Consider the following 24925-nt stretch of genomic DNA (forward strand, 5'->3'; position numbering starts at 1 on the left):
GGGCTCGGTATTCAGCCGGTTTCGAGTTGTTGCTGGGTCGATGTTGCGAGAGTGCGGCTGTCCGACTATTAGAATCATGATGTGCAGCGCGCTGCAGTGACCGATCCTTCGCGTGTCATGGTTCTCGGGTCCGGGTTCGCGGGTCTGTGGGCGGCGCTCGCGGCAGCCCGGCGGCTCGACGAGCTCGGTGTCGCGGTCGGAACCGTCGATATCGCGATGATCAGTTCCACGCCGTACCACGACATCCGCGTGCGCGCCTATGAGACCGATCTGAGCACATCCCGCATCCCATTGAGCGATCTTCTCGATCCGGTCGGAATCGAGCATGTCCTCGGCGAAGTGACGGCGATCGACGCGTCGGCGCGAGTCGTGGAATCCACCGCGGGCGCTCACCGCTACGACCGGCTCGTGCTCGCGGTGGGCAGCCAGGTGGTCAAGCCCGATATCCCTGGCCTGCGGGAGTTCGGTTTCGACATCGACACCCATGACGCAGCGACCAGACTGCAAGCCCACTTGTGCCGGCTTGCCGAGGGCCCCGCTGACCCGGCGGCCGCCACAGTAGTCGTCGTCGGGGCAGGTTTGACGGGAATCGAAGAGGCGACTGGGCTGCCCGCGATGCTCGCCGAGGCCTTTGCGTCGCGTGCCGTCGCACCGCGGGTCATCCTGATCGACCGCAACCCGCTCGTCGGCTCGGACATGGGCGCATCGGCGCGACCGGTCATCGAGGCGGCGCTGGCCCACAGCGGGATCGAGACCAAGTTGGGTGTCGGGGTTGTCGCCATCGATGAGCGCGGGGTGACGCTGTCTTCGGGGGAAGTGGTGACCACCGCCACCGTCGTCTGGTGTGCCGGCATGCGAGCCAACCCGCTGACCGCAGACTTCGGGGTCGACCGTGACCGGCTGGGGCGACTCCCCGTCGACGACTATCTGCGGGTCCGCGGTGTGCCCGGGGTATTCGCCGCCGGTGACGTCGCCGCGGCAAAAATGGACGACGAGCATATGTCGGTGATGTCCTGCCAGCACAGCCGCCCGATGGGTCGATGGGCCGGATACAACGTCATCGGCGATCTTCTGGGCAAGCCTGTGAAGCCGTTGCGGATCCCTTGGTATGTAACGGTTCTCGATCTGGGACCGGCAGGCGCGGTGTACACCGAGGGCTGGGATCGCCACGTGGTCGCGTGCGGCGAGGAGGCTAAAGACACCAAGCGTGCCATCAACACCCGGCGCATCTATCCTCCGTTGAGCCGCGACCGCGACGCATTGCTGGCCGCCGCCGCGCCCGAACTGCAGGCCGCGCCTGAGCACGGACCCGAGTCCACCATTGACTACCAACGATCTCGGTGGTGACAGGTATCTCCGAAATGAGTTGAAGGCAAACCGGTTTGCTCCTCAGCGGGTGTGGTGGCAGGCGATTCCCAAGGCGTCGGGTAAGCGTCGGCTCCTAGGGATCACCCTGACAACCGTGGTGTCGTCAGCGGTCGCCCAAGGCATCGATGGCGGCCCGGAGTTTGGTGGCGGCCTCCGCCGCGATCGGTTCCAGGCCTGATTCGGCCGTAACCTGAACCATCATTTCGGGATCCATGGCTTCGACGATGACGGTGGCGTCATCGGCCGGGTCGCGACGGACGATGACATTGCAGGGCAACAACAATCCGATCCGGCGGTCGACGCCGACCGCGCGGTGGGCCAGGGATGGATTGCAGGCACCGAGGATGCGGTAGTCCTCCATGTCCTCGCCGAGTTTGGCCTTCAGCGTCGCGGTCATGTCGATCTCGGTCAGGACACCGAAACCCTGTTCGGCCAGAGCGACACGAGTCCGCTCGACGGCCTCGTCGAATCGATCGGTGCGCACTGTGGTGGAGATGGCCAGGTTCATATTCACCCATACTTCCTGTGGACGTCGGTCCGGGCTACGGTCGGTAATCTGGTCCGGGACACGGCGCAGCCGGTCGTAGCGGGCAGCCCCAGCCGCCGCAAGAGCAGGGTCATCGGACACCAGCCCGCGATGCCATACAGCAGCAGATTCGCGCCCACCAGCCCAGTGAAGACCAGCCACCAGGTCGACCACACCGCGGCTGAAGCCACGCTGATCACGATGAAGGTTCCCGCCAGCAGCGGAACCACGCGGGCGATCGACCAGCCCTGGTGGCGAGGTAGGTTCGTCATTATCCGTCCTTGGAATCCGTTGTGCCTCCCAGCGTTCAGGCGAGAGTGAGGAAAACCCTCCCGAGTCCGTCTTCGCTCATCGGTTCGGCGCTCTTCGCGATCAGGCATTCGTGCAAACCGGTCGCGACGATCTTGAATCCGGCCCGATCCAGGGCCGGTGACACTGCCGCGAGTTGGACAACCTCTTTGCGGTCGCGCCCCTGCCCGGTCATCGCGATCACACCACCGAGTTGCCCCTGTGCGCGGCGCACCGGTTGAGCCTGTGCGTGACCGTCTCTTCGTTGCCCACCATGCCTGTTGTCCTCTCGCCACCTACAGTGTATACCCCCTGGGGTATATCGGAGCTGTTGTGTCAGGCACACGCGAAGCTGATCGACGGCGGCAGCTGAGGATCCGAGCGAGATCGGGTATCCGTCAGGAGTACAGGCGCGTCCCTGGCAAAGCACACGGAAAACACACCGAAATTCGAATGGATCGTTTGTGAAGCGAATGTCGGGGCTGGATCTCACAGTCGGGTGTAGTTCGCCTGGTCCTGCTCGAACGCCGTCAGAATCTCCGGTGTCAGCGTCAGGCGAGTGTTGGCGACGGCGACCAGGTAGTCCTCGACGTCGGCGGGTTCGCTCGTTTCTTCGCGCATCGCGCGTTCGAACGCCGACTGCGCGCCGGCACGAGCGGCGTACTCGATGTCCGCAGGGGTGAAATGAGCTGTGGCGCGCACCAGGTGGTCGAGGTCGATGGATTCGGCCGCAGGGCCGAGGTAGCGCTCCCAGATCGCTTTGCGCGCGGGCTCATCCGGCGGGCCGACCGGTATCACGTAGTCGAAGCGGCCGGGCCGCAGGAATGCCGAATCCAGCGATCGGACCGAGTTGGTGGCGCAGATCAGCAATCGGCTGTAGTCCTCCCGGAAAACCGGAATCAGCTTGAGCAGTTCGTTCGTCACACCATGCGCCGGACTGGTCGCCGTCCCCTCACGCACACTGGCGATCTCCTCCACCTCATCGATGAACAACAGCAGTTCGTCGAGTTCACCCAAATCCGCGAACACCTCACGCAGTGACGCCGCGAGCCCGCCGCTCGCCGCCGCGGCCAGTCGAGACGGGAACAACTCCACGAACGGCCACCCGAGCCGTGAGGCGACCGCTTTCGCAAAGCTGGTCTTACCGGTGCCCGGCGGCCCGAACAAAATCACGCTCTTGGGCGGACGAACCCGATAGCGCTCGGCGACATCCGGGTTCGCCAACGGCAACACGATCCGCCGTTCGATGATCTCTTTTTCCCGATCCATCCCCGCCATCGACTGCCACAACCCGGGTGGCAGCAGCCGCCCGCCCAGCTCGGACAGCAAACTGGCCTGCGCGGGTGCCAGCGGCTCGACCAGTTCGTAGTAGACGAGACCGGTCCTGTGTACGTATCCGGAATTCTCGAACGCGACCGACCCGGTGGCACCCTCGGGAACGAGCGCGCAGATCCGCCGCACGCCGTCCGCGCGCAGCCGCCGCTCCAGTTCGGTCAGCAACGCACTACCGATACCACGCCGCCGCCAATGCGCCCCCAGCGCCACCAGCAGAACCCACGCACGCTCGCCCTGGATCTGCGCGACCGCCATGCCGACGAGCTCATCGCCCACCTCGGCCACCACCGTCGGCTGCCCCGCCCGCGCCGACGCCAACACCTCCGCCAACGCGAACACCGGCTCATCCGCGGTCGTTATACGGCTCTGCTCCCAGATCTGAATCGCCTGATCCAGATCAGCGTCACGAAATTCGCGCAGTCGCCATACCGGCATACACACTTCCAACCAGGATCGAAGGGTGGGTGAACCGAAGCGCTTCTCCCAGTAAACACCGGCAGCACCTGTGAGCAAGCCATTCTCCGAACTCCGCCGGGCACTGACCGCGACAGAGGAGCCCGATTTCCGGACGGGCCTCTGGTCACAGGGTTACCTGCCGTTTATCCGGCCATGCTCGGGGCAACCGGGAGACGACACGTCGTCTACCCCGGAGGAGTCGCCATGGTTGATATAGCTGCCACCGTCGTGCGAAGCGCATTCGCGGCCGGCGCCCGGCTCCGGCACGCGCGGGTCTTCCATCCCAACGGGGTGTACCTGTCGGGCCGGTTGCACGCCGAATACGAATTCGAGCACCTGTTCGGCAGCGGTGAACGAGCCGTCATCGCTCGCCTGTCCAAGGGCACCGGCCTGCCCGGACCGGTGCCGGACGTGCTCGGCTTCGCGTTCCGCGTGCTCGATCGCGACGACAACCCGTGGGACTTCGCACTCGCGACCACGGGCCGCAGCACCCTCGGCCGGTTCGTGTTCACCGTCGCGACCGGCTGGTCGCGCGCCAGGTACGGCGGTCTCACGCCGTACCGCTTCGGCGATTCGATGCCGACCTGGGTGTTCGCCGAACCCGATGCGGCGCAACCGAAAACGGCGTCCATCGACGCACTCGAGGAGTACCTGCTCGCACACGAAGTGCACTTCGACCTGGTCGGCAGCCCCATCACCGGCCCGACCCGCAAACTCGCCGGGATCACCCTGCGCTCGGCTCAGGCTGCCGAGCACCGGACCGACTACTTCGACCCGATGCTCAACCACCCCGCCGAGGTCGAAATGGTCCCGAAGGCGGCGCGGCAACTGCGCGAGTTCGCCTACGCGGGTAGCCGCCAAGGGCGTGGTGAGGCCGATTGACCGGCGTCAGTGGTGATCACGATCACCTCGTGACCAGTGAGTCGATTTCGTCGACTCGGACCTCGTGCACCACGCAGCTCAGATTGAGCGCAGGTGCGCGCCCGGACGCCGGAGCTCTACCCGCGGCTCGGCTCGCGTCGGCACCTTTACCGCTGCCCCGGATCCGGTGCTGATCTCCTCGTCGAGATCCGCGACCACATCATCCGGCCGCCCCGCGCAGCAGCCTGTCGATCTCGAACGGCGCCATACCGGTGAGCTCGGTGAGCTTCGTATCGTGCGGCCCGGTCCGCTGTAGCACCGGCGTCGAGCACAGCACCGATGCCGCCGAGTGAATCGATCATCTTCTCGATCTGGCGGCTGTCAGCGCGACCTTCTCCGCGAGCTGCTCTAATTCGCTTTGGGGCCTTGCTTTTCCGGTTCGCGCGGTGTTCATGACCCGCCACCGGAGCCGCCGTATTGCTGCTCGTTGACCAGCTTTGCCCATGCAGGTGCCCGATTTCGATACCACGGTGATTTCGATCGGTATGGCATCCGATAGATATCGCGAAATAGGTTACTGCGCTGGTATACCCAAACCGTTGAGCGCGGTGGCGATGCGGCTGAAGCCGGTGGTGTTGCCGGCATCCATGGTTTGCAAAGTTTGCGCGGCGGCCACGATCTTCTGACCTGATGTTGTTCCGCGTCCTGCTCGGCGCGATCATCAGAGCGGGGATCCTGCGCGCCCGCCGCGCAGGCGTACCGTCGCTACCGCCATTCCCCGGCGTGGCAAATTTCCGACAGCACTGGGGCTTCCGACCGAGCGACGCATCCCCGAGCTGATCGCACTCGGCTCGGGCCCCTCCGCTGGAGGGTTTCACCCCGCGGCCGGTCTCTGGTGGAGTGAATTCCGCTGTGGTAGTCGATTCATGGAGGATTTCCGCTGTAGCGGTGTGCTGGAATGACCGAGCTCGCCATGATCGCTACGTTGGCGAGCATGCGCACCGATGGAGACTCCTGGGACATCAATACCAGCGTGGGATCTACGGCGTTGTTCGTCGCGGCTGCTCGCGCGCTTGGCGGCCGCGCGGCCGACGCGCCTGCGGAAGACCCGTTCGCCGAGCTTTTCGTGCGGGCCGCGGGCGGCGAGTGGGCCGACCTGCTCGACGGTCGAGTGCCTGCCCATCCGTTGCTGACCCCTGCATTCGGCATTCAGTTCCAGCAGCACCAGGTCGCCCGCACCCGGTACTTCGACGACTACGTACACGCGGCCGCGGCCGCGGGCATCCGGCAGGTGGTCATCCTCGCGGCCGGCCTCGACGCCCGCGCGTACCGGTTGCCGTGGCCCGACGGCACGGTCGTCTACGAGCTGGACCGGCCGCAGGTGCTTGAGTTCAAGCACGAAACTCTCGAGCGTGCTGGTCGAGAACCGATCGCCGAGCGCCATGAGGTGCCGGTGGACCTGCGTGAAGATTGGCCGAAAGCGTTGTGCGACAGCGGCTTCGATCCTGCCCTTCCGACCGCGTGGCTGGTGGAGGGTCTGCTGATCTATCTGTCGTCGGCTGCGCAGGATCAGCTGTTCGACGCCATCGTCTCGCTCAGCGCGCCCGGCAGCCGGGTCGCGATCGAGCAGATGGATCCGCTGCCCGCGGAGGCCGTCGCCGAGATGACCGAGCACGACGACGCGGGCTCGGACTGGGTGCGGTTGATCTACAACGAGCCCCGCGGTGAGGTCACCGAGTGGTTCACCGACCGCGGCTGGACCGGCGAGCGCGTCTACCTCACCGACTACATCCGCGGCATCGGCCGCACACCGACCGCCGATCGGTCATCGATCAGCCTGGTCACCGTCGTGCGGCCCTGAGCTGGCTTTTCGGCTGACCGTTGCGCGCCGCCGGACCGTGACCGGCGCGGGTTTCGCCGACGACCGAGGTAGGAGAACCCGGATCCGATCGAGGAACGGTATCGGTTGAGCGACGGATCGGTGGAGATCCTGGTCGTCGGTGTCACGGCCGGCGCGTGGCTGCCGCATGCTGACGGACAGAGGTCGGCCCAGCACCCCGGAGAAGGGAGATGCACGGTGGCATTGGGACGTCGTCGGTTGCTGATCGGTTTCGGCGGTGCGGGTGGCCTCGCCCTGGCCGGATGCGGGTGGGTGCGAGAACCCGCGCCGCCACCCAAAGCCGCCACAATCGGATTCGATCCCCCACCTGGCACCCACGATGTCGATGCGCGCCGCATCGCCACGATCACCGTCACGGACGGCACGCTGCGGTCGGTCGAGTGGATCGATGAAACGGGCAGATCACTGCCGGGCGCATCGGCACCCGATCTTCGAAGCTGGACCAGTGCCGAGCCACTCGGCTACGGACACACCTTCACGGTGAAAGCCGTGGCTCACGGCGAATCCGGCGACGTCACCGCCACGACAACCTGCACCACGGTGCGACCGCAACAGCTCGTCGACGTCTGTCTGCGCTCCGCCAATCTCGTCGATCTGGCCGAAAACGACACCTACGGAGTAGGTTTCGTGCTCGTCGCCCACTTCGATGAACCCGTCGATCGGGCAGCCGTGGAACGTCACCTGGAGGTCACCACCGAGCCGGCCGTCGCCGGTGCCTGGTACTGGCTCGACGATCAGAACGCACACTGGCGGCCGGAGCACTATCACGCACCGGGAACCAGGATCACGATCGCGGCCGAACTGTTCGGCGTCGCGCTCGGCGAGGGCCGCTACGGCCTGCGCAACCAACGGGTTTCGGTGATCATCGGACCCGCGCATGTCGCGATCGCCGACGACGACACCAAACAGATCGAGGTCTTCGAAAACGGAAACCTGGTGCGCACCATGCCCACATCGATGGGCAAGGGCGGCACCACCGTCGTCAGTGGCAGAGCCATGTCGTTCTGGACCCGCCCGGGCATCTACACCGTGCTGGACCGAAATGACCCGGTGATCATGGACTCCGCCAGTTATGGCCTGCCCACCAACTCCGGGGGCTACCGCACCAGCATCAACCATGCGGTCCGCATCAGCCACGACGGAATCTTCGTGCACGAATTGGCCGCAACCATGTGGGCCCAAGGCAACACCAACGTCTCACACGGCTGCCTCAACATCTCCCCCAACGACGCCGCATGGTTCTACGACTTCGTCATCCCCGGCGATGTAGTCGAGGTCCGCAACACCGGCGGTGACCCCCTCGACATCTGGCAGAACGGCGACTGGAGCATGCCCTGGTCGGACTGGCTTCGCGGCAGCGCCCACACATGACACGAACGAGAAGAGGGGGCTATCCCCCCGCGGACCTGTCGTGACCGTTACAGGGGCGTCGCCGCGGGTTGGACCGGACTCCATCGGCGGAACCCACCCGAAGCCGATTCGAGCCGCCACCACGCCAGCCGCTCGGCGAGTTCGGGCAACCAACTGGTCGGCGCATCGCAGAGATCGTGTCGCGCGCGGGCAGCCGCGGCGTGCAGAACGTCGGCGGCGACAGCGGGAAAGTCGTGTCGGAGGTGCTCGATCGCATCGGCGACAACGACGTCTGGCTTGGCTCTATCCGATCTCACCGATGTCATCTCGTACCCTTCTTGCCGGCTCGTTCGTGGATGACCTTGTCGGCCGACAGTATTTGCTTCGATCGTGGCGGGGACAGGGCCACTGGTCCCACTCTCGTGGGCCGATAGGCACCGATGGTCCCTGCCGCGGTGGGACCACCAGGGAAGAGGGTGGACTGACGGGTTACCGATGGCCGGGTCGGATCGAATGCGGGCCACGAACTGCTCGATGGCGGTCCACATCTGGGGGTTGAGTTGCGTGTGCTTTGGCGGTCCCAAGGGCGGTGTAAAAGTCGACCCCGTGAGCGGCGAGGAGGCCGTGCCGTGGGGACGGGACGGTGGTGTCGGTGATGTTGATGCACAACAGGATCGGGACGTTGTAGCCGCTCGTCGGCACGATCATGTAGGCGTCGGCGGCAGCGGGCATGGGCGCGACGGACAGCGGCTTCGCCAGCAACTCGCCGATGCTGAGGCCGCGGTCGATGATCTGGGGTGTGCACATCGCGCCTGCCGAGCACGGACCGCCCCTCGGGGGTGAGGTATTCGTCGACGTTCACCTGGGTCCGGGCGGCGCGCAGCCCGGCCAAGATGCCGAGGTCCGACACCGTCACAATCGTGAACGCGGCTATAGATCAGAACGAGGCAACTTGCTGCAACACGCTGCTCAGCAGAAATCAGGATCTACGGTGGAGTTATGACCGCCTTGGAGTATCGGCATTTGCTGGTTGCGCGGGATGGCGACACCGTGCGCATCACCATGAACCGGCCGGAGCGACGCAATGCGCTGTCAGGCGAGCATCTGGCCGAACTGCTCGCCTGCTTCCGGGCCGCCGGCGAGACCGACGCCACCGGGATAGTGCTCGGAGCGCACGGTCCGGTGTTCTCCGCGGGACATGATTTCGCCGACGTGGCCGCCCGCGACCTGCTCGGCGTGCGGGAACTGCTCACACTGTGCACCGAGCTCATGTCGACCATCGAGTCGGTGCCGCAGGTGGTGATCGCCCGGGTGCACGGTCTGGCCACGGCCGCCGGCTGCCAACTGGTGGCCTCATGCGATCTGGCCGTCGCCGCCGAATCGGCCGGGTTCGCGCTCCCCGGCGGCAAGGGCGGCTGGTTCTGCCATACCCCCGCGGTGCCGGTGGCGCGCGCCGTCGGCCGTAAACGCCTGATGGAACTGGCTCTCACCGGCGACCCGATCGATGCCCGCACCGCCGAACAATGGGGCTTGATCAACCGCGCGGTGCCAGACGCCGAACTGGACACCGCCGTCGAAGAGTTGCTCGCCCGCGCCACCCGGGGCAGCCGTGCCAGCAAGGCACTCGGCAAACGCACTCTCTACAGCCAACTCGACCGTCCCGAAGCAGATGCCTATGCCCTCGCGCTGGAAGTCATGGCCGCCGCCGCCCAACTTCCCGGCGCCCGCGAAGGGATGGCGGCCTTCCTGGCGAAGCGCCCGCCCGTCTGGCGCGATTAGCGCCCGGCAGGGGACTCTTTCAACAGGGACTGGACCGTCATTCCCGATTCTGGGAATGACCGATACTCGAATCGCATCGGTCCCTGTGAGTAGAGGATTACGGATGTCGCGATTCGTCGGACCACAGCCGAGCGGCAATGGGGCGCTGCGATGAGCCCGACCGTCGACCACTATCGGATAATTCCGGAGCTGACCGTTCCCAAGTACGCATCGGATGTGCTCAAAGCCATCGTCGTTGCCACCCACGCGGCGGTCCAAGCCAACGTCGACAACCTGGGCGCGGGCACGCCGTCGAGGGCTCCGAAATTCGTGAAACTGCTGCGGGACAAGCAGATTGTCGACGACAAGAATCAGTCGATCGCGACCACCAACCACAACGAAACCGTCTCCGCACTGCGGGGCATCGAAGCCTCGATGGACGCGAACGACGAAGGCGTCGACAGCTCGACCTATGGAACCTACTCCGCGGCGGGCGACGCATATGTCGACATCGAGACAGCGGTCAACCGACTCCAAGGCACCATCAACGACGCCGAGAACGCACCCGGAGCGAGCTTCGACGCGGCGGGCAGAAAATACTGGCCGGAAACGGTGGAGGGCCCACTGCGGACCGCATGCGCCACCACCGCCGCGACAGTAGAGCAGCGGATGTGGGGCGCCGCGACCGACATCCAGCGCCATGCCGACCACATCAACAACTCCGCCCCCGATAACCCGACGAGCAGTGGCTACGGCGGAACCACGGCGCCGTTGACGACTGCGTGGTCCGGCCACAGCTATGTGCCACCCGCCGACGCCGGCACCATCGACAAGATCAAGGGATTCGCCGCGAACGAACTCGGTGTCGCCGAAACCGGAACCAATCATGTGAACCGCCCGTACAACATCGACGACGCATGGTGCGCGTCTTTTGCCACCTGGGTCTGGAAACAGTCCGGGATAGACGTCGACTGGAGCAACAAGAACTACGTGCCCAGCGTCTGGTCCGACGCCGCCCATAAGGGCTTGGCCGATAGCGACATGTCGAGCGCCCGCCCCGGGGACCTCGTCGTATTCGGCGGCCAACACCACATCGGTGTAGTGGTGGCCCGCAACGGCAACAGCATCACCACCATCGAAGGCAACTCCGGCGACGCCGTACGCCAGCACACCTACAACCTCGCTGGCGGAAACTTCACCGGAGTCATACACCCGCCGGCCAAGTCCCTGGTCAACGCGTAACCGACTTGCGCGGCGAACTATCGGGAGGGGACTGCCGGAGTCGATAGGGTGGGATCGATGTCCAGAATCGACGAGCGTGCGAGCCGAGTGGCCGCAGCCGCCCTGCGGTCGAGACGGACGGTGGCGGTCGCGGAGTCGTTGACCTGCGGGCAGTTGTCGTCGGCATTGGGTGCTGCCCCGGACTCGGCGCAGTGGTTGCGGGGTGCGGTGATTGCCTACGGTGCGGATGTCAAACGGCAGGTGCTGGGCGTTCCCGAGGTTCCTGTGGTGTCGGAGACCGCGGCCCGAGCCATGGCGGCCGGCGTGCGGGCACTGCTCGGCGCGGACGTGGCTGTGGCGGTGACCGGAGTGGGCGGCCCCGATCCCCAGGACGGTGAACCGGCGGGATCGGTCTGGCTCGCGGTCCACGCCGAGGATGGGACCCGGGCACGGCATGAGCTCTTCGATGGCGACCCCGAAGACGTGCTGAGGCGGACGGTTGAAGTCGCGCTCGACATGGTGTGCGAGGCGATAGGCGAAACCCCGAGCTGACCGCTACCGATATCTACGCGGCAGACGGGTAGCCCCCCGATATCCACCGCCGAGCGAAGGAGCGACAGTGACCCGATTCGGATACACACTGATGACCGAGCAGAGCGGCCCGCGCGAACTCGTCCGCTATGCGGTCGCCGCCGAGAAGGCAGGATTCGACTTCCTGGTCAGCAGCGACCACTACGCACCTTGGCTCGAGGAGCAGGGACACGCACCGAACGCGTGGACCACCCTCGGGGCCGTCGCACAGGCGACACGGCGTATCCCGTTGATGACCTACGTGACGTGCCCGACCATGCGCTACCACCCGGCGATTGTGGCGCAGCAGGCGGCGACGTTGCAGATCCTGGCAGAAGGACGGTTCACTCTCGGGCTCGGAAGCGGCGAGAGCCTGAACGAGCACGTCATCGGTGCGGGCTGGCCCGGGCTCGAGGAACGGCTGGAGCGACTCGCGGAGGCCATCGGCATCATTCGTGACCTGCACGCGGGCGGGACGGTCAGCCGACTCGGCCGGTGGTATCGAGTCGACGCCGCAAAGGTCTGGGACCTGCCGGATCAGCCGGTACCGATCGCGGTCGCGGTATCCGGACCACGATCGGTGCAGCGATTCGCCCCTCTGGCCGACGAAATGGTCAGCACCAGTCCCGACGCCGAACTCGTTCGGTCATGGCATCGCATCCGCGCGAACGACTCCGCCGCGGCGCGGTCCCGCGTGACCGGGCAACTGCCGATCAGCTGGGATACCAACCGCGACAAAGCAATTCAGCGCGCCCATGAACAGTTCCGGTGGTCGGCGGGCGGCTGGGATGTCAACTCGAACCTGCCGACGCCGGCCAGTTTCGCGGCCGCGACGCAGTTCGTGCGTCCGCAAGATGTCGCCGAGACGATCCAGTGCGGCCCTGATCTCGACGCCATGGTGGCGGCGGTGCGGCCCTACCAGGATGCTGGCTTCACCGACATCGCTGTCGTCGAGATCGGCGACGAACAGCAGGACCTGTTCCTCGCCGAGGCCGCCGAACCGCTACTGGCGAAACTGCGTGCGGCCGATACCGGTTAGGCCATCGACACTGGCTGTCTTCTGCTCGAGCGGTCTGCTTCAGGTAGCCGGATCCGGTTCGGAGCGTTCGGCGAGTTCGGCGATCAGCGGTTGTACTGCGTCGGGGATCTGCATGTCGGTCCAGTGATAGGTGCTGGTCCGATGGCCGTCGGTGACGGTGAGTTCGTAGTCGAACTGATCCGGTATCGGCGGACGATGTGCTGGCGTGTCCTGCTCTAGCAATGTGTCGTTGAGCAGGTCTGTGATGACCGGCGCCTGCTCGGGGGGCAGGTCGCGCGCGTCGACCGAGGTTGTCATCTCTATTCCGGCGAGGCCGCCGCTTCGCCGGAATTCGAGATGTACGTCGGATGTGGCCATAGACACGATGGTATTCGTGGCCGTGCGGTTCAACGCAGTGGAACTTTCACAGCATCCCATGCAGATTCCACCGCGTGTGCTTCGGTGCTGACCCTTCCGAAACGGTAGCGGGCCTGTTTCAACGTCAATGCGGCGAAGTTGCTGAAGGTGGCGTTGGGCTTGAGCCCAGGGTCGACGAGCGCGTCGTACCAAACTGTTCCCGGCGTCTTCCACGCTTCCCCGCCCAGCGTGGTGGCTAGCACATAAAAGGCGTGGTTCGGGATGCCCGAATTGATGTGGACGCCGCCGTTGTCCCTGGTGGTCTGTAGGTATTTGGACATATCGGCGGGTTGGTTGTCGTGGGGGTTGGCTGTGCCGGGGGCTTTCAGCGATCGCAATGCAGGTGACAACAGCGGTCCGACGATGTCCGCGCCGATCAACCAGTCGGCTTGATCGGCGGTTTGGGCCAGGTGGTACTGCTTCACCAATGATCCGAACACGTCGGAGATGGATTCGTTGAGTGCGCCGGACTGGTTGGAATAGGTGAGATTCGCCTCGAACTGGGTGACGCCATGGGTCAACTCGTGCGCGACCACGTCGAGGCTGCGGGTGGTGTCGGTGAATACCTGGCTGCCTCCGTCACCGAAGAACATGTGTCCCTGTCCATCCCAGAACGCGTTGTCGTACTTCGTACCGAAATGGACCATCGCGGCAATCGGCATGCCCTGGTCGTCGATGGAGTCGCGTTGGAAGACGTTCCAGTAGAAATCATAGGTTTCGCCGAAGTTGTCGTAGGCGGCGTTGATCGACGGATCGGCAACCGGCGGCTGACCTTCGGCTCGAACAAGCGTGCCCGGCACCGTCGCAGTGGAATGCCGCTGGTCGAAGATCGATCGCTGCGGTACCCCGTTCGATACCGCGCCGACCGTTTGTTGCGGTTGTGGTCCCTGTCGGCCGACGGCTTCGGCCCGCAGCATTCGGATGCTGTTGTCCAGATCCATGGATGCAAGCAGTTCTGCTCGCTGTTTCGGCGGGAGTTCACGTGCGACCGACTGCAGTAGGTCGGGTGGGAGTATGCACGCTGTTGGGTATCGCATTTTCTGCTCCGTTTCGGGTGCTGAGCGGTGGCTGATTCTGGATGCGGGCGGGGCCGGTTGGGGCGCGGCAATGGCTCGCTAACGCTTGTGGCGCTGTCGATTTATATAGTTGCCGCACGATTCAGCGGAACAGATGAGCGGCTTGTGCCTTACCGCCGAGACCAGCATCGACCTGCGCATTAATTTTCCAGCAACGCATAGTCCCGGGCACGGGTAAGCGACTACTCCTTATTTGCTGTCGAAGCGATCAACCGGGTCGAGTAGCGCCCGACAGAATAACCGTGATCGGGCTGATCATTTGGCGTCAGCCCACTTTGCCAGCCAACTTTCGTTTTCGATGGAGATGGCGTTCTCACAGTCGTCGACGAATTGCGACCATCGCGGTGGATCGGTGGGAGATCCTGCTGTTCGCCAGTGGTCGAGCAGTCGCTGCAGCCGGTTTGCCGTCGCGAGATAGCTGACGACCAAGAAGTCGTATCGCTTGCTTGCGAGGAAGGTGACGAGCGAACCGCTGAGTGTGGTCAGGACGGCGATCCATGGTGCGATTCGGGTGGCGGCGTCGGCGCTTGCCGCGGTATTGACCGATGCCGCGATCGTGGCGACAAGGCCCAGTCCGAGGGCGACCCGGCGCAGGAATTGTGCTCGCGCGGAATAACATAGGGCGGACGGGCGGTAGTAGTTGGTGATCTGGCCTTCCACGCGTTTGCTCGCATACTGCTCCGGGGTCAGCGGCCCGGGTGCGGGTCCTGCGGTCGGCGCCTCGTCGAGGAAGCATAGGAGATCCTCGGCGGACTGTTCGAGCTCTTCGACTTCGGCCCGAAGCTGCGCGACCGTTCCCGGAATCGCGCGAAACCTGAAGATCTGGTGCCGCATTCCCTCCGACACCGCCCGGGCGCGGGTCCACCGCCGCACCGCTTCCGAGGTCAGGAATTGGGCTCCCACGAAGGTGGCACCGGCCAGCGCCGCCGCACCGGTGGCCGCGACGATGCGCGAGGGCAGTCCGGACTGCCGTAGCACCGTGGCCGTCAACGCGGCCGCGATCGCTCCCCAGCAGCTCAGGTAGAGCACCGTCAGCCGGAGCCGGTCGATCCGCAGTTTCATCCGGGTGGCGGTATGCGACCAGCGAATTCGCTTCTGCCACAAGGCATTCACCAGATCATCGTCGGAGGCCACGGTCATTTGCCCTCCTCACCCTCGATCGGCAGATTCGGGCACAGTTTGTGGTAGCCGATGTGCGGCGAGACCCAGGAGTTCCAGGTTTCCCGGCTCATGTTGGATGTCATCTTGTCGCACAAGATGTCTGGTGAGGCGGTTGGGACCGGCCAAACACGGATGGTTCCGTCGTAGCTCGTCGACACGACGTCCTTGCCGTCGGGGCTGAACTCCACATGCGTTACCGGTTGGGTATGTCCCTTGAGAGGGGTACCGATCTGGCTGCGCTTCTGGACATCCCACAAACGCACGTTGCTGTCCCAACCCCCGGTAACCATGGTTCGGCCATCGGGGCTGAACGCCAGGTCGCTTGCCCAGCCGTCGGTCCGCATGGGATCGCCGATGGGATCTCCGGTCTGCGCATTCCACAGCCGAACTGTCTTGTCCTGGTATGCGACGGCTAGCGTGTGGCCATCGTGACTGAACTGTATGTCGCTAACCCAGCCTTGACCTCTCAGGGCTTTGCCGATCTGCTGGCCCGAACTCGTATCCCAGAGGTGCACACTCCAGTCCCGGCCGCCGGTGGCGAGTTGTCGACCGTCGGGGCTGAATTTGAAGGCGTTCAACGCTGGCTGTCGAATCGGTACCCCGATGGGCTGCATCGTGTCGATGTCGCGGATCTGGGTTTCGGTACCGTTGTCCGTTGCAAGCTTTCGGTTGGCGACGTCGGCTGTGAGGCGCTTGGTATCTGCCGGTATGGCGATCGAGTTCCCAATCGGAGCACCGCTGGCCACGTCCCAGTGTTGCAGCGTGGTGGAAGTGATCGTGATGATCTGCGTGCCGTCGGGGCGCAAGTACCATCCGGGCGCCTCCTCGGTCCGAATCACTGGAGCTAGACTTGCACCGGTACGGGAATCCCATTGCCGTACCGTCGCATCGACACCACTGGATATGATCCGAGTGCCGTCCGGGCTGAATCCTGCGGCGAGAACTCCCCCACCATGCCCACGCAGAACCTGTCCGCCAACGGGATCCCATTCGCGCAGAGTGTCGTCGAAGCCGCTGGAAACTAGACGCTGCCCGTCGGGGTGGAAGGCGACCGCGCTGACCGCGAATTTATGGCCTACCAACGGTTCCCCGACCGGCTGGCCTGTCGCGGTATCCCACAGCCGCACCGTCTTGTCGTCGCTTGCCGAGGCGAGCCGGGAGCCGTCGCGGCTGAACACGACTCGCTCGATTGCGGCTTCGTGGCCGCGTAACGGATCGCCGATCTGCTGGCGGGTGTGGGCATCCCACAACCAGATTGTGGTATCGGAACCACCCGCTGCGATTCGGGTGCCGTCCTGGCTGAAGGCGACACTGCTGAGCGTTACTCCTGGTACACGCAGCAGCTCGCCGATCTGCTGGAGGGATTCGATATCCCACAGCCGAACTGTGCCATCTAAACCTGTTGACGCAACTGTGTTATCCGCGCCGACCGCGACGCTCATCACCTCTTGCTCGTGCCCGCGCATCGGCTCACCGATCGGCTGGCGGGTCTCGACATCCCAAACTCGCAGCGTCTTGTCCGCACTGCCCGACACGAGTCTGCGGCCGTCACGGCTGAATTCGACGCTGGTGACCTGTGCTTCATGCCCTCGCATGGGCTCACCGATCGGTTGTCGGGTCTCGACATCCCACAGCCGCACTGTGCGGTCGAGGCTCGCAGTCACGATGCGTTTGCCGTCGGGACTGAAGGCGACCTGCATCACCTCCCGGTCGTGCCCGGTCATGAAGTCACCGATCGGCTTCCAGGTCTCGGCGTCCCACAGCTGGATGTGGTCCCCGTGGCTGGACACGATGCGCGTGCCGTCGGGACTGAAGTTGAGACTGCGAACGTAGCCGCCGCCGGTGCGGATGATCTTGCGTAGGTTGCGTAGCTGATTCACGGCACTGAGCAATGGGAGATCGCCGTTGTTGCGGTTCGGAAAACTGCGCGCGGCCAGCACATTCTGCATGGCGAGAACGTCGTCGTTGACGCCTGGATACGAATCGGACAGCATCAGTTGTGAATTCGCGATCAATGCCAACGCGGTCGCATCCCTGCTGCGCGCGGTCGCATCCTTCTCCGCTTTCGATGCTTCGACGAACAAGAACCCGGCGGCCAACGCCGCGACTACCGCCAACGCCAACGCAACCCGCAGGATTCGCGACCGCCGCCGCAACACCCGCGTGTACTCCTGCGCCTTCTCCTTGGCTCGAGTTTCCGCCGCCGCCAACGCTTCCGCGGATTCCTGACGCTCCCGCGCCGCCCGCAGGTCCGCTTCGACACGTTCGTCTTCATGACGTCGGGAGGCGAGCAGGAACTCCCGCGTCGGGTTGAGCCGTTCCCGGAATCCCGGTTCGGCGGAGAGGGATTCGGCATCGGCGAGTCGGCTGCCAGGAAGCAGCCATTCGTCCCTGCGCGCGTTGGCTTTCCAGGCGTGCGCCGCGCGTTCCAACTCGTCGGCGCCCTTCAAGTCGGTGGCCTGTTCGCGTAGCCACCCCGCGAGCGTATCCCATTGTCGCAGTAGGCTTTCCAAAGCGACTTCGACGACAACCTCGCCGTCGCGCTCGTCACGGACCAGTAGCCGCCTGGCGATGAACGCCTCGAGCAGCGGGTGGCTCTCCGATGGCAGATCGAACCAGCGCGCCGCGCGGCGCATCGGTTGGTCGTTATCGGGATTGATCGTCGCCAGCCACGGCACGAATGCGGACCGCAGCACCGCCAATTGCCGTTGCCTGACTTGGGAATCCACGGCGAGTATCTCATCGATCTCGCACTGCACGACGCGGCGCAGCCCACCCATCGCGTCGTACTCCGCGAGCGTGATCTCTGCGTCGCCGTAGTCCTGGTAGAGCCGGGCAAGGGTGAGCGAGAGCAGCGGTAGCGTATCCGCGCCGCGCGACCAGTCGTCGAGCAGTCGGTCGACCAGGTCGGGCGCGAACGAGAGTTTGCTCCCTGCTTCCCGTGCCCGACGAGCGGGCCCGCAGATCACCTCTTTGAATTGGGCCTGCGGCATGGGTTTCAGATCGTCGAACGGGCGAACCTCCAGGGCAGCCAACTGCGGCGCGGTCTGCAGTGGCTCGTACCGGTCGGAGCGAATTGTCGCCATCGCGATCATGGGCAGCGCGTCGTCCGCGCCGAGTAGGTCGGCAAGTACACCGAGGAAGGCGCCCGCCTGCTCACCGGCGTCGACGCCGAATAGTTCCTCGGCCTGATCGATCGGCAGTACAAGGGTGGGTGGCACGTCGTCGGTCGGGTCGATGATGCGATCTGTGGCGGTCCGCTGCGCCTCGGTCAGCCACGCGCGAATACGGGTGACATCACGAATTCCTTCCTTGATCACACCGAGGCTCGGCGTATGCAACCCAACGCTGTCGTGTAGGTCGTGAATCGAGCGCGCAAATCCGCTGCCGCCAGTGAGCGCGTTTCGCTGCGGTCGGACGATGCCCATCGGCAGGAAATGCCGGTCATCGCGATGCAGGCGCGGCAGCAAGCCCGCCCGCAGGAACGACGATTTACCGACGCCCGACGGCCCGAGTACGACGAACATTCGACCATCGCCGGAATTACGCATTCCCCGTATCGCATTCAGCGCGCGGCCGATCTGGGTGTCGCGCCCGAAATACACGGCGGCGTCCACCTGTTCCAGCGGCTGCCAGCCACGATATGGTGCGCGGTCCGGTTCGTCGGGCGGCGGCCACGCAAAGGTGTCCGCCCCGATTCCGGCTGCACGCAAGCCGTCCCGGAGTCGCAACAGGCCATCGGTGAGGAATTGCACCGGCGGCGATTCACCGTCCACGGTGATATCCGTTTTCGGACCGTCACCGAACAGGTCGCAGCGTTGCCATTCGGTGGTGATATCGCGGCCGGTCAAAGGCTGCAACCGAGCCGCAAAGATCGGCTTGTTCTGGTCCTCGGCGTGGCGGTATTCGACCTTGCATTCGTGCGATGCGTCCCAATTATCGGACACCAGACAGATAACCGCTTCGCACCGATCGCTCGCGCGGCGCAGCGCGTCTTTCCACCGAACGCCTACCGGAATTCCGGTCTGCCGGTCCAGATCGAGAAATATCTCGCCGGTGAGGCCGGGATCGGCCTCGGTCAACCATGCCTCGAGTGCGATCGCTTCACGATCGTCCCGGCTGGAGTGACTCAGAAATACCCTGGACATCGCTCTACACCACCGTGCATAGACCCCGATGGAAGCCCACGTCGAATACCGCATGCGTCATACGAAAATCCTGCGCTCGAACAAACCGCCGCACGCGAGTATCGCCCTACTCGATACCGCCGCGGTCCGCCACACTGACATCCGTGAAGCGGAGCCTGATATTCACGGCGGCGGTACTAATCGTCGGGCTGGCGATCGAGTACGGTCGCGCCGACGGCCATTCGGACGTGGCGGTGCTACTCGCGGTGGCAGCGGCTGTTTTGCTGCTCGATGTGGTCATCCGCCTGGGGCGCCACTCGCAGTGATGCGGTCAGCGCGGCGACGGGTCGATGCCGTGCGATCATTTCATCGCGTCACAGGCATGATGCGGGCCGGAATCGACTATGAGGAGGGCTAGTGACGAACAACGGGGTTCGCCGGGCTACCGGCGTGTGTGCCGAGCTGGGTTTCATCGGTGCAATGGTGAGTGCGCTGGTGCTGGGGCAGCACACCGTCGCCAGCGCCGCGGAGACGACCACGTTCCAGCTCCCGCTCGTGAAAATTTCCCAAACATGGGGTATTCCAACGCAATTCAACATCTACTTGACGGCGACCGTCGGCGACCAACCCGGAGTCACCACCTTCGGTGTCGCCAATCCCGGCCCCTTCGGCGGTAGCACCATGCTCGACTCCCACGCCCGGATCCAATGGTCGAACCTGACGACCGGAGCGGTCGGTGTGGTCGACGTGGCAGATCGGGAAACGGCGCAGCAGCCCTGCGCCTGCGCCCCGGCGCCGGTGCCGGTGCTCACCGGAGCAGGCCAGATCGTCGCACTCGCCACCGCAGGAGGCCTCGCCATCACCATTTCCTCGGGGTTCGGTAGGTTCACGGCGCTTTGAGCCGTCTCAGGGACCATCGGGCAACGGCTCTTCATTTCCGTTGACCGACCGCAGAGCGAGGGTCTGTTTCGGTGTCCAGTAGATCCGGCCGTTTTCGAATTCCTGGTAGCTCCCGGTGTCGAAGGGGGTTTCGTCGGATGTCGGCCAGCCGAGGGGCCCGTTTTCGAATCCGCTCCGATTCCATCGGTCACGGATTTCGCCGTGCACCCAGTACACCGGTCGGCCGTTGCGGTGGTAGAGCGCCCCGTTCTGGAAACCCTCCACCTCGCCCCATTCCACGTCCTTCGGATCGCGCAGCACTGTGTTGTCGGTGATCGGATACCCCAAAGGCCCTGCTTCCCAACCAGTTTCGGCAAACTTGTCGAACAACGACGACGGGATCGGATGTGCTCCGGTGGAGGGATGCCAGTAGATGTATCCATTCTTGAATTGAGCGAATCGACCGACGCCGTCGGCTGTCTTCATTTCGCCGTTGGTACCGAGCCGCGGCCCCAGCCATGCCGAAGCCGCCGCCTTCGCATCGATTTCGCCGGCCGGCGCGGCACCGGAGAACTCTCGGACGTGGCTTTCGAAGACGTCCCACGGGAAATTCGGGCCGACATCGGTATGGGTGCCGATCCCCAGGCACTCCGTCACATATTTGTGGTCGGAGATGCCGTCGCGCCGCGTATATGGCGGAGCGATGACATCGGTGGCGAAGCCGTACTTCTTCGCGTCCTGAACAGCCAGCCAGGCGGCTATCCGGAGGTCTTCATCGATGGCCATCCATTCGTCCCTCGACCATGCCGCCCGGCTGCCCGCGAAGCAGAGATTGATCGTCTGCGCGTTGGCATCCAGGACCGACCACGACGCGTAACCCGTATCGACGACATCGCAGACGATTCCGTTGCGCAGCGTGTAGTGATACGAGGCGCCGTTGGCCGAATTGTTGAGGTACGCCGCCAGCGATTCGGCCGTGCCGTCGCCTTCCTGGGTATGCAGCAAGAAGTTCGTGATGCGAGCCCCCCAGCGCTCCGACCGGGAGTTTCCCATTCTGTCTAGTTCGGTGAATACGGGGGCGTTCACGGCGTGTTCTCCTTGTGCCTGGGTGCGTTGGATGGACCACTGTCCGAAGTCGGTAGCCAAGATGTCGTTGACGTCGACCGAGCTACCGTCGATGACGGGGCCGGGATTGGATGCGGTATCGATGACGCGCTGATAGAGGACGGCCTCGGGTGTGTCGAGCCGATTGCCGGACCACGCGCGCGTCTGCCAGGCCCAGAACCGGCCTTCGGAAGTTCGGCCGAGTACACCGTCCTGGATGGCCCAGGCGCATACCTTGGACGAACCGTAGACTCCGGTCCACTTCCGCCCGATGGCGTCGTTGACGCCACGGAAAAAGTTGACCGCCGCGTCGTTCCATTGGTCCAGCGAAATGTCCTCGTCCACCGCGAAGAAGATCGGGCACCGGTCGTGCCCGCCGACGGCGGTATGGATTTCCCTGGCCTGAAGGCCCATCCGATGCCCGCCTTCGTAACCGGTGGTCCAGTCCGAAGGCGCCTGCGGATTACCGGGCTTTCCGTACTGCCAAATCGAAACGATGTCGAGCCCGGCTGCCTGCACACTATCGGCATATTCCCTGGTTACCGGCTTGGCGCCGAAACTGGATCCGGGTCTGCTCGGCGACACGTAGACCAGGACAGCACTGTGTCCGGCTGCCTTGATGGCGTCGGGATCGATGAAACGCGCGGCGAAATCAACTGCGGTGGACATACGGGGAGCTCCATTGGTCGAGGGTGGCGGATCTGCGGCTGCGGCCAGCAGCGGCAGCGGGTCGAGCCGGTCCGATCCGGGTGGCACCCAGACATGCCGATGCCACTCGAGGTGCAGGTGCGGGGCGACGCCGCCGTTGGATGCGGAGTCGGGGTTGATGCGGGCGATCCGCTGCCCTGCTTCGACCCGGTCACCGACCGCGACTTCGCGAATCACGTGTCCGTACACGGTCGTGCCGCCGCCGTCTTCGGCGGGATGGTCCAGGACGACCCAGCCGGCCGGGTCGGGTCCGCCGAACCCGGAGGCCGGACCCGCGAATACCACCGTGCCGGCTTGGACCGCGTAGACGGGTAATCCGCCGCTGCCGCCCGGCCAGCCGAGATCGACACCCCAGTGGAAGCCGTCGTCGCGGGGACCGAATGGGGAAGTGATGATGCGGCCACGCGCCAAGGGCCAGTACCTGGTCATGTCGTTCCCCTCCCGAGAAGTCGTAGCCGACCGGCTGCGAAGCAGTTGCCCAAACGAGTAGAACAGGGCTCGTGGCGCGGTTCGTCATCCAAACCGATGAAAAAGCGGTCCCCGTCGACGACATTCGAGACAATAGAATCGAGTGTCGGACTACTCGTGTGAAGCACCTCCCGAAGACCTATGATCCACCCCAGGATGATTGCCGTTTCTCTTGTGTCGCAGGTCATTTCATATGCCGATGACAGTCGAGAGGTTCTCCGCGATCGTCGCGCGAATCAACCGTGCGGCGCTGCATCCGGTTGAGTGGCCGCAGGCGGTGCACGATATCGTCACGGCATTGGGCGCGCACCGCGGCGGCTTGGTCGTCTCGGCATCGGGTAGCCGGCGGATGACCGCTTGTTCACTCGGCGCGGACGATCTGCGCCACAGCTACAACACCCGATACTGGCGTATCGATCCGATCGCGAATGCGCTCGAACAGCAACCGGCCGGTGTGATTACGACGTGCGAAGAGCTGCTGGGGCCGGACTACCTGCACCGGCATCCGTTCTTCTGCGACTGGATGGTGCCGCACCGGCTGGGCAACGGGATACTCACGCTTCTCACCAGTGGCGCAAGCACATCCTGGATCGGGGTGTATCCCGATGGCAGCCGCAACCTCGACCGATCACAGGCGACATCGACAATGCGCCTGCTGCTCCCGCATCTGCGGAACGCACTGAACGTGCAGTCCTGTTTGATGGACGCCCACAACGAATACGGCCTGGCAATCGCCGTGCTCGACGCGCATCGGAACGGGCTTGTGATCGTGTCCAGTTGCGGCGCAATCAGCTACGCGAACCCGGCGGCATTGTCGATCCTGGAATCGCGAGACGGTCTCGGTATAGGACGCCGCGGGCACCTCGAATCATCGGACAGCCGAATGGCAGTCGGCATGCGTGCGATGATCGATTCGGCAGTCCGCAAGTATGGGCCCTACGTCGGCGGGCGCACCCTCATTCCCCGGGACAGCGGTCGCAGCTCGTACGCACTGTTGGTGTTGCCGCTGGATCCGAAGATCGGCTGCCTGGAGGATTACACATCGGCGGCGCTCGTCGTCATCGTCGACCCGGATCACGAAATTCCGGGTGGACCGAAGGCACTGCGGCAACTGTACGGGTTGACCGGAGCCGAAGCGCGCGTTGCGGCGGCGGCATTACGCGGCGAAGGCCTGCGATCGATCGCGGAAGAACTGGCGGTTTCGGCGAATACCGTGCGCACGCATCTGCAACGCGTCTTCGAGAAGACCGGTACGCATCGACAGGCCGAACTGGTTCGGGTGCTGACTGCTGTGCTGTCCGGAACCGGTCAGTTCGTCGAGTACCGCGAGGATTAGGCCGCGCCGGCGGAACGACCGACCTTGTGCAAGTGACGCAGCGCTTGGCTGTATGAGCCCAGAAGGCTGGTCTGGCAATAGGGAACACCGATTTCAGCGCAGAATGCGGCGACCATCGGTTGGGCTCGGCGCAGGTTGGGCCGGGGCATGGACGGGAAAAGGTGGTGCTCGATCTGGTAGTTCAGGCCACCGAGGGCGGCATCGGTCAGCCACCCGCCGTGGACATTGCGGGACGTGAGCACTTGACGGCGCAGGAAGTCGGTTGAACCGGGCGTCGGCAGTACCGCCATACCCTTGTGGTTGGGTGCGAAGGTGCACCCCATGTAGAACCCGAACAGGCCTTGCTGCACCGCGATGAAGACAATTGCCTTGGCCGGAGACAGCACGAGGAACACCGCGGACAGATACAAGGCCACGTGGGCGCCCAGCAGCGCGGCCTCCCGGCCCCAGTACGGGGTCGACCGCCGCACAAGGGCTCGAACACTGGCGGTGTGCAGGCTGCCCGCCTCCAGGAACAGCATCGGGAAGAACAGCCATCCCTGGTATCGGAATATCAGCCGCCGGATGCCACGGCCGGCCCGCGCCCGCACACTGGAATGCGCCAGCACGCCCATGATGTCGGGGTCGGCGCCCTCGGTGTTGGGGTTCGCGTGGTGCCGATTGTGATTGCCGACCCACCAGCCGATGCTCAACCCGATGCCGAGATTTCCGCAGATCATGCCGAACAGCTGGTTGGCCCGCCGGGTGCGAAAGATCTGCTGGTGCCCAGCATCGTGGCCGAGGAAAGCGAACTGAGCGAAGATCACTGCCAGAAACACCGCAGTGCCCAGCTGCCACCACGAGTCGCCGATGAGAACGAACGCCGTCCATCCCGCAGTCAGCGCCGCCACCGTGACCGCGATCCGCCAGCCGTAGTACCGCAGCCGCCGGTTCAGTAGTCCCGCTTGTCGCACTCGGCGAGACAGCCTGGCGTAGTCGCTGCCCCGGCCCGCCATCCG

The 24925-nt window shown here is 64.7% G+C and carries 22 protein-coding genes and 1 pseudogene; 11 read left to right on the forward strand and 12 right to left on the reverse strand.

What is annotated here, in order from left to right; genetic code table 11:
• Positions 1-117: 117 nt before the first annotated feature.
• Positions 118-1347, forward strand: coding sequence for an NAD(P)/FAD-dependent oxidoreductase (locus tag ACFYOW_RS00610; RefSeq protein WP_387285941.1), 1230 nt, complete (start codon positions 118-120; stop codon positions 1345-1347).
• A 124-nt stretch (positions 1348-1471) separates the two neighbouring features.
• On the opposite strand, the gene ACFYOW_RS00615 is transcribed toward ACFYOW_RS00610, so the two are convergent.
• The 4 genes and pseudogenes from ACFYOW_RS00615 to ACFYOW_RS00630 all read right to left on the reverse strand — a co-directional run bounded on the left by ACFYOW_RS00615 (position 1472) and on the right by ACFYOW_RS00630 (position 3952).
• Positions 1472-1876: a DUF302 domain-containing protein gene (locus tag ACFYOW_RS00615; protein ID WP_387285943.1), complete on the reverse strand. Its 405-nt coding sequence runs from the start codon at positions 1874-1876 to the stop codon at positions 1472-1474.
• Between the two features lie 2 nt (positions 1877-1878).
• Positions 1879-2166: a DUF2892 domain-containing protein gene (locus ACFYOW_RS00620; protein ID WP_387283087.1), complete on the reverse strand. Its 288-nt coding sequence runs from the start codon at positions 2164-2166 to the stop codon at positions 1879-1881.
• A 35-nt stretch (positions 2167-2201) separates the two neighbouring features.
• Positions 2202-2458, reverse strand: a pseudogene (locus ACFYOW_RS00625) (metal-sensitive transcriptional regulator).
• A gap of 213 nt (positions 2459-2671) precedes the next feature.
• Positions 2672-3952 carry an ATP-binding protein gene (locus ACFYOW_RS00630; protein ID WP_387283090.1) on the reverse strand — a complete coding sequence of 427 codons (1281 nt, stop codon included), beginning with the start codon at positions 3950-3952 and terminating at the stop codon, positions 2672-2674.
• 225 nt (positions 3953-4177) lie between these two features.
• On the opposite strand from ACFYOW_RS00630, the gene ACFYOW_RS00635 reads away from it, so the two are divergent.
• The 3 genes from ACFYOW_RS00635 (at position 4178) to ACFYOW_RS00645 (ending at position 8105) form a co-directional block, all read left to right on the forward strand.
• Positions 4178-4855 carry a phosphodiesterase gene (locus ACFYOW_RS00635; protein ID WP_387283092.1) on the forward strand — a complete coding sequence of 226 codons (678 nt, stop codon included), beginning with the start codon at positions 4178-4180 and terminating at the stop codon, positions 4853-4855.
• A gap of 973 nt (positions 4856-5828) precedes the next feature.
• Entirely contained in the window at positions 5829-6695 is an 867-nt protein-coding gene (locus tag ACFYOW_RS00640; protein ID WP_387285944.1) for an SAM-dependent methyltransferase, read from the forward strand.
• A 105-nt stretch (positions 6696-6800) separates the two neighbouring features.
• On the forward strand, positions 6801-8105 hold the full coding sequence (locus ACFYOW_RS00645; protein ID WP_387283094.1) for an Ig-like domain-containing protein: 1305 nt from the start codon (positions 6801-6803) through the stop codon (positions 8103-8105).
• A gap of 47 nt (positions 8106-8152) precedes the next feature.
• On the opposite strand, the gene ACFYOW_RS00650 is transcribed toward ACFYOW_RS00645, so the two are convergent.
• Complete coding sequence (locus tag ACFYOW_RS00650; RefSeq protein WP_387283096.1) at positions 8153-8410, reverse strand: hypothetical protein; 258 nt, start codon at positions 8408-8410, stop codon at positions 8153-8155.
• 163 nt (positions 8411-8573) lie between these two features.
• The gene (locus ACFYOW_RS00655; protein WP_387283099.1) at positions 8574-8891 is read right to left on the reverse strand and encodes a hypothetical protein; all 318 of its coding nucleotides are present in this window, start codon (positions 8889-8891) and stop codon (positions 8574-8576) included.
• Positions 8892-9083: 192 nt separating this feature from the next.
• Between ACFYOW_RS00655 and ACFYOW_RS00660 the strand changes: the two genes are divergently transcribed.
• From ACFYOW_RS00660 to ACFYOW_RS00675, 4 genes are all read left to right on the forward strand, one after another.
• Entirely contained in the window at positions 9084-9863 is a 780-nt protein-coding gene (locus tag ACFYOW_RS00660; RefSeq protein ID WP_387283101.1) for an enoyl-CoA hydratase-related protein, read from the forward strand.
• Positions 9864-10013: 150 nt separating this feature from the next.
• Positions 10014-11084, forward strand: a complete 1071-nt coding sequence (locus ACFYOW_RS00665) for a CHAP domain-containing protein (protein WP_387283103.1) — start codon at positions 10014-10016, stop codon at positions 11082-11084.
• A gap of 57 nt (positions 11085-11141) precedes the next feature.
• Positions 11142-11615 (forward strand): CinA family protein, encoded by a 474-nt coding sequence (locus ACFYOW_RS00670; RefSeq protein ID WP_387283105.1) that lies wholly within the window; start codon positions 11142-11144, stop codon positions 11613-11615.
• 67 nt (positions 11616-11682) lie between these two features.
• Entirely contained in the window at positions 11683-12672 is a 990-nt protein-coding gene (locus ACFYOW_RS00675; RefSeq protein ID WP_387283107.1) for a TIGR03557 family F420-dependent LLM class oxidoreductase, read from the forward strand.
• Positions 12673-12711: 39 nt separating this feature from the next.
• On the opposite strand, the gene ACFYOW_RS00680 is transcribed toward ACFYOW_RS00675, so the two are convergent.
• The 4 genes from ACFYOW_RS00680 to ACFYOW_RS00695 form a co-directional block, all read right to left on the reverse strand.
• A complete protein-coding gene (locus ACFYOW_RS00680) occupies positions 12712-13029 on the reverse strand; it encodes a protealysin inhibitor emfourin (RefSeq protein ID WP_387283109.1) in 318 nt (105 codons plus the stop codon).
• 29 nt (positions 13030-13058) lie between these two features.
• Positions 13059-14105 carry a M4 family metallopeptidase gene (locus ACFYOW_RS00685; RefSeq protein WP_387283110.1) on the reverse strand — a complete coding sequence of 349 codons (1047 nt, stop codon included), beginning with the start codon at positions 14103-14105 and terminating at the stop codon, positions 13059-13061.
• Positions 14106-14399: 294 nt separating this feature from the next.
• A complete protein-coding gene (locus ACFYOW_RS00690; RefSeq protein ID WP_387283112.1) occupies positions 14400-15284 on the reverse strand; it encodes a DUF4231 domain-containing protein in 885 nt (294 codons plus the stop codon).
• Positions 15281-19453, reverse strand: coding sequence for a TIR domain-containing protein (locus ACFYOW_RS00695; RefSeq protein WP_387283114.1), 4173 nt, complete (start codon positions 19451-19453; stop codon positions 15281-15283). Before ACFYOW_RS00695 ends, ACFYOW_RS00690 begins: the two co-directional genes overlap by 4 nt.
• Positions 19454-19596: 143 nt before the next feature.
• Here ACFYOW_RS00695 and ACFYOW_RS00700 point away from each other — a divergent pair, with 143 nt between their 5' ends.
• The gene (locus ACFYOW_RS00700; protein WP_387283116.1) at positions 19597-19758 is read left to right on the forward strand and encodes a hypothetical protein; all 162 of its coding nucleotides are present in this window, start codon (positions 19597-19599) and stop codon (positions 19756-19758) included.
• Positions 19759-19849: 91 nt separating this feature from the next.
• Entirely contained in the window at positions 19850-20332 is a 483-nt protein-coding gene (locus ACFYOW_RS00705; RefSeq protein ID WP_387283118.1) for a hypothetical protein, read from the forward strand.
• A gap of 6 nt (positions 20333-20338) precedes the next feature.
• Here the strand turns inward: ACFYOW_RS00705 and ACFYOW_RS00710 are convergent, their stop codons facing one another.
• On the reverse strand, positions 20339-22552 hold the full coding sequence (locus tag ACFYOW_RS00710) for a glycoside hydrolase domain-containing protein (protein ID WP_387283120.1): 2214 nt from the start codon (positions 22550-22552) through the stop codon (positions 20339-20341).
• Positions 22553-22790: 238 nt separating this feature from the next.
• Here ACFYOW_RS00710 and ACFYOW_RS00715 point away from each other — a divergent pair, with 238 nt between their 5' ends.
• Positions 22791-23927 (forward strand): helix-turn-helix transcriptional regulator, encoded by a 1137-nt coding sequence (locus tag ACFYOW_RS00715; RefSeq protein WP_387283122.1) that lies wholly within the window; start codon positions 22791-22793, stop codon positions 23925-23927.
• On the opposite strand, the gene ACFYOW_RS00720 is transcribed toward ACFYOW_RS00715, so the two are convergent.
• Entirely contained in the window at positions 23924-24922 is a 999-nt protein-coding gene (locus tag ACFYOW_RS00720; RefSeq protein ID WP_387285945.1) for a fatty acid desaturase family protein, read from the reverse strand. The genes ACFYOW_RS00715 and ACFYOW_RS00720 overlap by 4 nt on opposite strands.
• Positions 24923-24925: the final 3 nt, after the last annotated feature.

It is taken from the genome of Nocardia sp. NPDC006982, assembly GCF_042869435.1.
Taxonomy (GTDB): Bacteria; Actinomycetota; Actinomycetes; order Mycobacteriales; family Mycobacteriaceae; genus Nocardia.